This window comes from Rhizobium sp. P1_E1 (assembly GCF_056406015.1).
On record NZ_JBFUAY010000245.1, the window covers coordinates 1 to 5,921 of the forward strand.

The following is a 5,921-nucleotide window of genomic DNA, read 5'->3' on the forward strand; positions in this document are numbered from 1 at the left end:
GCAGGGGGCTGAGAAATCAAAGTGTCATCGACCTGCTGGTGTCGACGACTGCGAACACGTTCTTTCTGCCCAGCCCAATGTACTTCCTTCAAGCGAACCCGATGCAAGGAATGTTTCCAATCAACGGTCCAGCATGGTCGATGTTCTGGGAACTGTTGGTGAATATAGTCTTCGCCCTGTGGCTTTTTCGGCTCTCTATCCGCGCCCTCTGCGGAGTTGCATTGGTCTCGGCTGCATTTTTGGTTTTTGTCGGTCTTCAATACGGTATGTTGAATATTGGCTGGGAGTGGCCCTCCGCGGTAGGTGGCCTGCCAAGGGTGATGTTTTCATTTACCGCAGGGGTCGTGATAAGCCGTCTATTCGGCGGCATGCCCGCTTGGAGGAAGGGCTGGGCCGCCATTGTGCCATGCCTTCTTCTGATGATTTGCATTGCGGCGCCGGTTCCTGTCGTGCTGCGGCCTTACTACGACCTGATGTTCGCGATGGCCTTGGCGCCGCTCATCGTAATGCTTGGCCTCTTTTTGGAGATGCCTGCAAAAGCAGAGGCGTTGGCAACATGGATTGGGTATATCTCCTACCCAATCTACATCCTACATCGAGGCGCGATCGGGGTTTTCAAGCCGGTTGCGGCGTCGATTGGATTGAATAGCCCTATCGCATTCTCAGTGTTTCTCAGCGCGGTCGTTTGTTTCGCTTATGTGACCGCTCGTCTCGTTGACAAAACGATGGCTACGCGGACCCGTCGAGCTCGATAACTTTGCGTCGGCTTTCCCAGGTGTACGCATTAAATACATGGGGTGCGCTGGGAATAGTCGGTCAACCGCTCGTCTTGCGGCAAACCGCTTCGACGAGTTTATGTCATCGATCAACGGCGGGCGGGCGGCTTCGTGGCGGCGCGGCGCTGCAGCGCGAAACGGGCGGCCGAACAGTTGATGTCGGGAACGAGATCGTAGGTCTGCTGGTAGAGGCTTTGCGCCAGCGTGTTGTTGCCGCGGGTTTCCGAGGCGAGGGCTGCGAGTGCCGTACGCTTGTAGGCCTCGACGATCGGCTCGGCGGCCTTTGCCAGCGCCGCGTCGTCAGACGGTTCGGCTGCAAGTGAAAGGGCGGCATAGGTTGCGTCGCCATCCCTGCCGACGCGGCCGCCGACAGCGCCGTTAAAGCTTTGCTCGGTAACCTGGCGCATGCGTCGGGCATTCTTGATGCATGTCGGAATGCGGCCGGCTTCCGCATTGATGCGCTCTGCCGTCGGGCCACTTTCCGCGCTGCCGCTGTCGGACAGGATCACGTAGCCGATGATGCCGACGATGGCGAGATAGACGACACCCATGCCGGCCAGGAAGGCCGGCTGCTTGAGCAGCGACTTTTTCGGCTTGTCGTCACTTGCCTTGGAGGCCTCCTTCTTCGGAGCCTCCTTGGCGGCGGCTTTGACAACGAACTGGAATTCGACGTCCTTGCCGAGACGGAAGCTGTCGCCGGCCTTCAGCGAGGCCGTCTGCAACAATGCTTCGCCGCGCAGCATGATCGGGTTCAGCCCCATGCGGCGAATGATGAAGCCGCCGTCGCTCTGCCGCTCCGCCCGCTTCAAGCGCACCGGCCGGCGCCGGGTGATCGAGATTTCCGAGATCAAGGGCCTGAACAATGACGGCCAGTATATCGTCGAAAGCATCTACAAGCTCGAGGGCGACGGACATTCCAATCCCGATGGCGCACTGCTGTGGACCGGTGTCGTGCCAAGCTTTGCCGCCGATGCGGTCGAAGAGCTGCAAGGGGCGGAGCGCCCCGAATGGGTCGGTGCCGCCACGCTGCATACAGCTTGAAAAACGATCGAAACCCGCCTCTATCAGACGCTATCCTTTTCAGCGCTCGCCGCCATATGGGTAAGATCGTCCCAGAGGCTTTCGGCAAAGCTGCGCAGCGCCGTAAGCTCGAAGCTGTCATCGCCGGTGCGGACGATCTGCACCGAGAGATGACCGACCATCGTCATTACAGAATGGCCTTCCGGAAAGACGGAAGGATCGAGATCGACGGCAGTTCCCTTTGAAAGAAGCGCCCGCGAAGAGCGGCCGGAAACGCCGATACGCACGCGCCCGTGGCTCTGGTCCATGACGTAGGCCTTTCCCGCAAGCGCTGCGGCGAGAGTATCGAGGCTGGCCGGGACAAGCGGCTCGTCGCCGGCGACGAACCATTGCCGGAAGCCCGCCTTGCGGATCGAACTCTCAGCAAAGCCCGCCTTCACCAATTCCGCGGCGAGCGCGGATGGCTCGATGGCGCCCAGCACATGCAGGAGATGGCCCTCCGGCAGGGCTGCCAGCCGGATGCCTGCCTCCGAGATGCCGTTATAGACCGTTCCGGCCAGAACCGGTTTATGTTGCGGAAGATCACGCATGGAGCTTCTCGTTTTCAGGATCGATGAAGACGGGATGGCAGAGCACCGCATCGGTGAATTCATTGCGCAAGCCGTTCCAGACCGTCACCTTTTCACCGATGCGTTCCGGCCCGCGCCTGACGAGCGCCAGGCCGATCGTATGGCCGAGCCCCGGCGAAAAGGCGCTTGATGTCACGTAGCCCTGGTCGTTTTCGAGCGTCGCCGCAACGCCGTCGGCAAGAATATGCGAGCCGGTGCGAAAGCCGGTCGCCGGATTAATCGGCTTGACACCGACGAGGCGCGGCCGCTCGGGGTCCTGCAGCCCTTCGCGGGCCAGCATTGCCCTGCCGATGAAATCCGGCTTGGTTGATGAAACCATACGGCCGAAACCGAGATCGCCTGGCGTCACCGTGCCGTTGATTTCGGCATGAGTGACATGACCCTTTTCGATGCGCATGACGCCGAGCGCTTCGGCGCCATAGGCGCAGATGCCATGTTTCTCGCCCGCCGCCATGATCGCGTCGGCAACGCCTTCGCCATAGCCGGCCGGTACGGCCAGCTCGTAGGCGAGTTCGCCGGAGAAGGAGATCCGGAAGAGCCGGCCCTCGAGCCCGCCGCCGAAGAGCGAGACCTTGCGGGCAGTCATGAAGGGAAAGGCCGCATCCGATATGTCCCCGTCGACGATCTCGGAGAGGATGGCGCGCGACTTCGGCCCGGCGACGGCCATCTGCGCCCATTGATCCGTCGAGGAGGCGAAGCAGACGTCGAGTTCCGGCCAGAGCGTCTGGGCACATAATTCGAGATGGGTCAGCACACCAGCGGCAAGTGCGGTCGTCGTGGTCATGAAGAAATGGTCGTCACTGAACCGGCTGGTGGTGCCGTCATCGTAGATGAAGCCGTCCTCACGCAGCATGATGCCGTAACGCGCCTTGCCGACGGCGAGCTTGGCGAAGCCGTTGCAATAGATGCGATCGAGGAAGGTCGCGGCATCCCTACCGAAGATTTCGATCTTGCCGAGGGTCGAGACGTCGCAGAGGCCGGCATTCTTCCGGATATTCAGCACCTCGCGGTCGACGCTTTCGCGCCATGTCGTCTCGCCGGGGCGCGGGAACCAGGAGGAACGGTACCACAGGCCGGTTTCGACGAAGACCGCACCGTTCTTCTCAGCCCAGCCATGCAGCGGCGATTTGCGCGCCGGCTGGAAATGTTTGCCGCGCGACGCCCCGGTCAGGGCGCCGAAGGAAACCGGCGTATAGAAGGGCCGGAAGGTCGTCGTTCCCACCTCGGCGGGCGACACGCCGCGCGCCTCGGCAAGAATGCCGATGGCGTTGATGTTGGAAAGCTTGCCTTGGTCGGTCGCCATGCCGCTTGTGGTGTAACGCTTGGCGAGTTCGACATGGCCGTAGCCTTCGCGGACGGCGAGACCCAAATCCTTGAGATGCACGTCGTTCTGATAATCGACGAAAGCCTTGCCCTTCGAACCCTTCACCGACCAGAGCGGCTTTGCCTGTGCAGCCGTCTCGGACGCCGGTGCAAAGGCCGGCTCCGCCGCTGCGAAACCGATCGCCTTCAACGCAGCAGCCGCCTTTGCGGCGCCATCCCCGAGGCAGGTTGCGGTTTGCRCCATACCGGCAGCCGAGCCGGCAACGGTCAGACCTCCCTGCTGGACAGGCGCCAGAAACGCCGAGGCCTCGTTCGACCATTGCGGTTTCGCACCGCGATGGCAGGCAAGGTGGATGATCGGGCTCCAGCCGCCCGACATGGCAAGCGCATCCGCTTCGATCCGACGGGTGCCGCCTGCTGCCTCGACGCTGACGCCGCGCAGGCGCTTGCCGCCAAACGCATCGATGACCCTGGCACCCTTCAGCACTTCGGCGCGGCCCTGCCAGCTGGCGGCCGCATCCCCGCGGCTGTCGACGATCGCCGCGACCGCGAGGCCGGCGGCCTCGAGATCTGCAGCGGTGCGATATCCGGCATCGTTGGTGGTGAAGATGACAGTGCTTCTGCCGGGCGCGACCGCCTGCCGGTTAAGATAGCTGCGCATGGCGCCTGCCATCATCACACCGGGAATATCATTGCCGCCGAAGACGAGCGGACGCTCCTCGGCGCCGGTCGCAAGGATCGCCTGGCGGGCGACGATGCGCCACAACCGTTCGACAGGACGATCCGGATCAGGCATCACCACATGCTTCTGCACCCGTTCAACCGCGCCGAAGACATTGTCGTCGTACCAGCCGAACACCGTCATGCGCGGCAGGCGGCGCACATTCGAAAGTCCCTCCAGCTCGGCAAGCAGCTCGCCGAGAAGCGCGTCCGCCGGCTTGCCGTCGACAGAACCGCTGTCGGAAAGCAGGCTGCCGCCGAGTTCGGCTCCCTCATCGGCAAGGATGACTCGCGCGCCGGCGCGGCCGGCGGTCAGCGCTGCGGCAAGACCGGCAGGGCCGGCGCCGATCACCAGCACATCGCAATGCGCCCAGCATTTCTCGTAGCTATCGGGATCGGCCTCGTAGGAGGCCCTGCCGAGGCCCGCCGCTTTGCGGATCACCGGCTCGTAGAGCTTTTCCCAGAGGGCCGCCGGCCACATGAAGGTCTTGTAGTAAAAACCGGCGCTGAGGAAGGGCGACAGCAGCCCGTTGACCGCGCCGACATCGAAGCCGAGCGAGGGCCAGCGGTTCTGGCTCTTTGCCGTCAGCCCCTGGTAAAGCTCGATCATCGTCGCGCGCGTATTCGGTTCGGTGCGCCCGCCGCTGCCTGTCGTCACCAGCGCGTTCGGTTCGGCGGCCCCCGCCGTCAGGATGCCGCGCGGGCGGTGATATTTGAAGCTGCGGCCGACGAGCTGGACGCCGTTGGCAAGCAGCGCCGAGGCGAGCGTGTCGCCCGGATGGCCTTCGAGCGGTCTGCCGTCGAAGGTGAAGCCGAGTGTTGTGGCGCTCTCGATCCGGCCGCCGGAGGAAAGACGGAAGCTCGTCATGCCGGTTCTCCGCCGAGCTTGGAAAGGGCGGCATCCCTGACGCCGTGGACCGCATGGGTGACGGTATCGCGTTCGACGATCAGCCAGCGGCGGCATCCGGAGGAGTGGTGCCAGTATTCGCTGTGCCGGCCCCTCGGATTGTCACGCAGATAGACATAATCGAACCAGGYCTCCGCACCGGCATCCGGCGCCGGCCTGATAAGCCCGGCATCGCCGCGGATCGAAAATTCCTCCTTGGGTCGGGAGCCGCAATGGGGACAGGAAATCAGGCTTGCCATCGTCGAAAGTCCTCAGTGCAGATTGGGCTGGGCGCCGACGCCCTTTTCGTCGATCGGGTAGCCGCGCGCGAAGCGGTCGAGCCGGAAGGCGCGGGCGGTCTGATGCGGCGCATTGCGGGCAATCAGATGGGCGTAACAGAAGCCGGAGGCGGGCGTGGCCTTGAAGCCGCCATAACACCAGCCGGTGTTGAGATAGAGATTGTCGATATGGGTGCGGTCGATGATCGGCGAGCCGTCCATGCTCATATCCATGACGCCACCCCAGGAGCGCAGATACCGCACGCGCGACAAGGAAGGGATCATCGCC

6 protein-coding genes and 1 pseudogene are annotated in these 5,921 nt (G+C 63.2%); 2 read left to right on the forward strand and 5 right to left on the reverse strand.

All coding sequences use genetic code 11. The features are described 5' to 3' along the window. Nucleotides 1-755: acyltransferase family protein (locus tag AC1D1Z_RS32845; RefSeq protein WP_477853026.1), on the forward strand; the 755-nt coding region annotated here is incomplete at its 5' end. A gap of 110 nt (nt 756-865) precedes the next feature. On the opposite strand, the gene AC1D1Z_RS32850 is transcribed toward AC1D1Z_RS32845, so the two are convergent. Continuing rightward, nucleotides 866-1,591, reverse strand: coding sequence for an FHA domain-containing protein (locus AC1D1Z_RS32850; protein ID WP_477853028.1), 726 nt, complete (start codon nt 1,589-1,591; stop codon nt 866-868). Here AC1D1Z_RS32850 and AC1D1Z_RS32855 point away from each other — a divergent pair. Beyond that, nucleotides 1,575-1,817 (forward strand): annotated as a pseudogene (locus AC1D1Z_RS32855) (CpaF family protein); the annotation flags it as partial. The gene AC1D1Z_RS32850 and the pseudogene AC1D1Z_RS32855 sit on opposite strands and share 17 nt — an antisense overlap. Before the next feature lie 23 nt (nt 1,818-1,840). Here AC1D1Z_RS32855 and AC1D1Z_RS32860 read toward each other — a convergent pair. The 4 genes from AC1D1Z_RS32860 to AC1D1Z_RS32875 all read right to left on the reverse strand — a co-directional run. Further along, entirely contained in the window at nt 1,841-2,386 is a 546-nt protein-coding gene (locus AC1D1Z_RS32860) for a sarcosine oxidase subunit gamma (protein WP_018246149.1), read from the reverse strand. Then, nucleotides 2,379-5,336 (reverse strand): sarcosine oxidase subunit alpha family protein, encoded by a 2,958-nt coding sequence (locus tag AC1D1Z_RS32865; RefSeq protein ID WP_477853030.1) that lies wholly within the window; start codon nt 5,334-5,336, stop codon nt 2,379-2,381. Before AC1D1Z_RS32865 ends, AC1D1Z_RS32860 begins: the two co-directional genes overlap by 8 nt. Next, complete coding sequence (locus tag AC1D1Z_RS32870) at nt 5,333-5,614, reverse strand: sarcosine oxidase subunit delta (RefSeq protein ID WP_477853032.1); 282 nt, start codon at nt 5,612-5,614, stop codon at nt 5,333-5,335. Before AC1D1Z_RS32870 ends, AC1D1Z_RS32865 begins: the two co-directional genes overlap by 4 nt. A 12-nt stretch (nt 5,615-5,626) precedes the next feature. Then, on the reverse strand, nt 5,627-5,921 hold a 295-nt coding region (locus AC1D1Z_RS32875; RefSeq protein WP_477853034.1), incomplete at its 5' end, for an FAD-dependent oxidoreductase.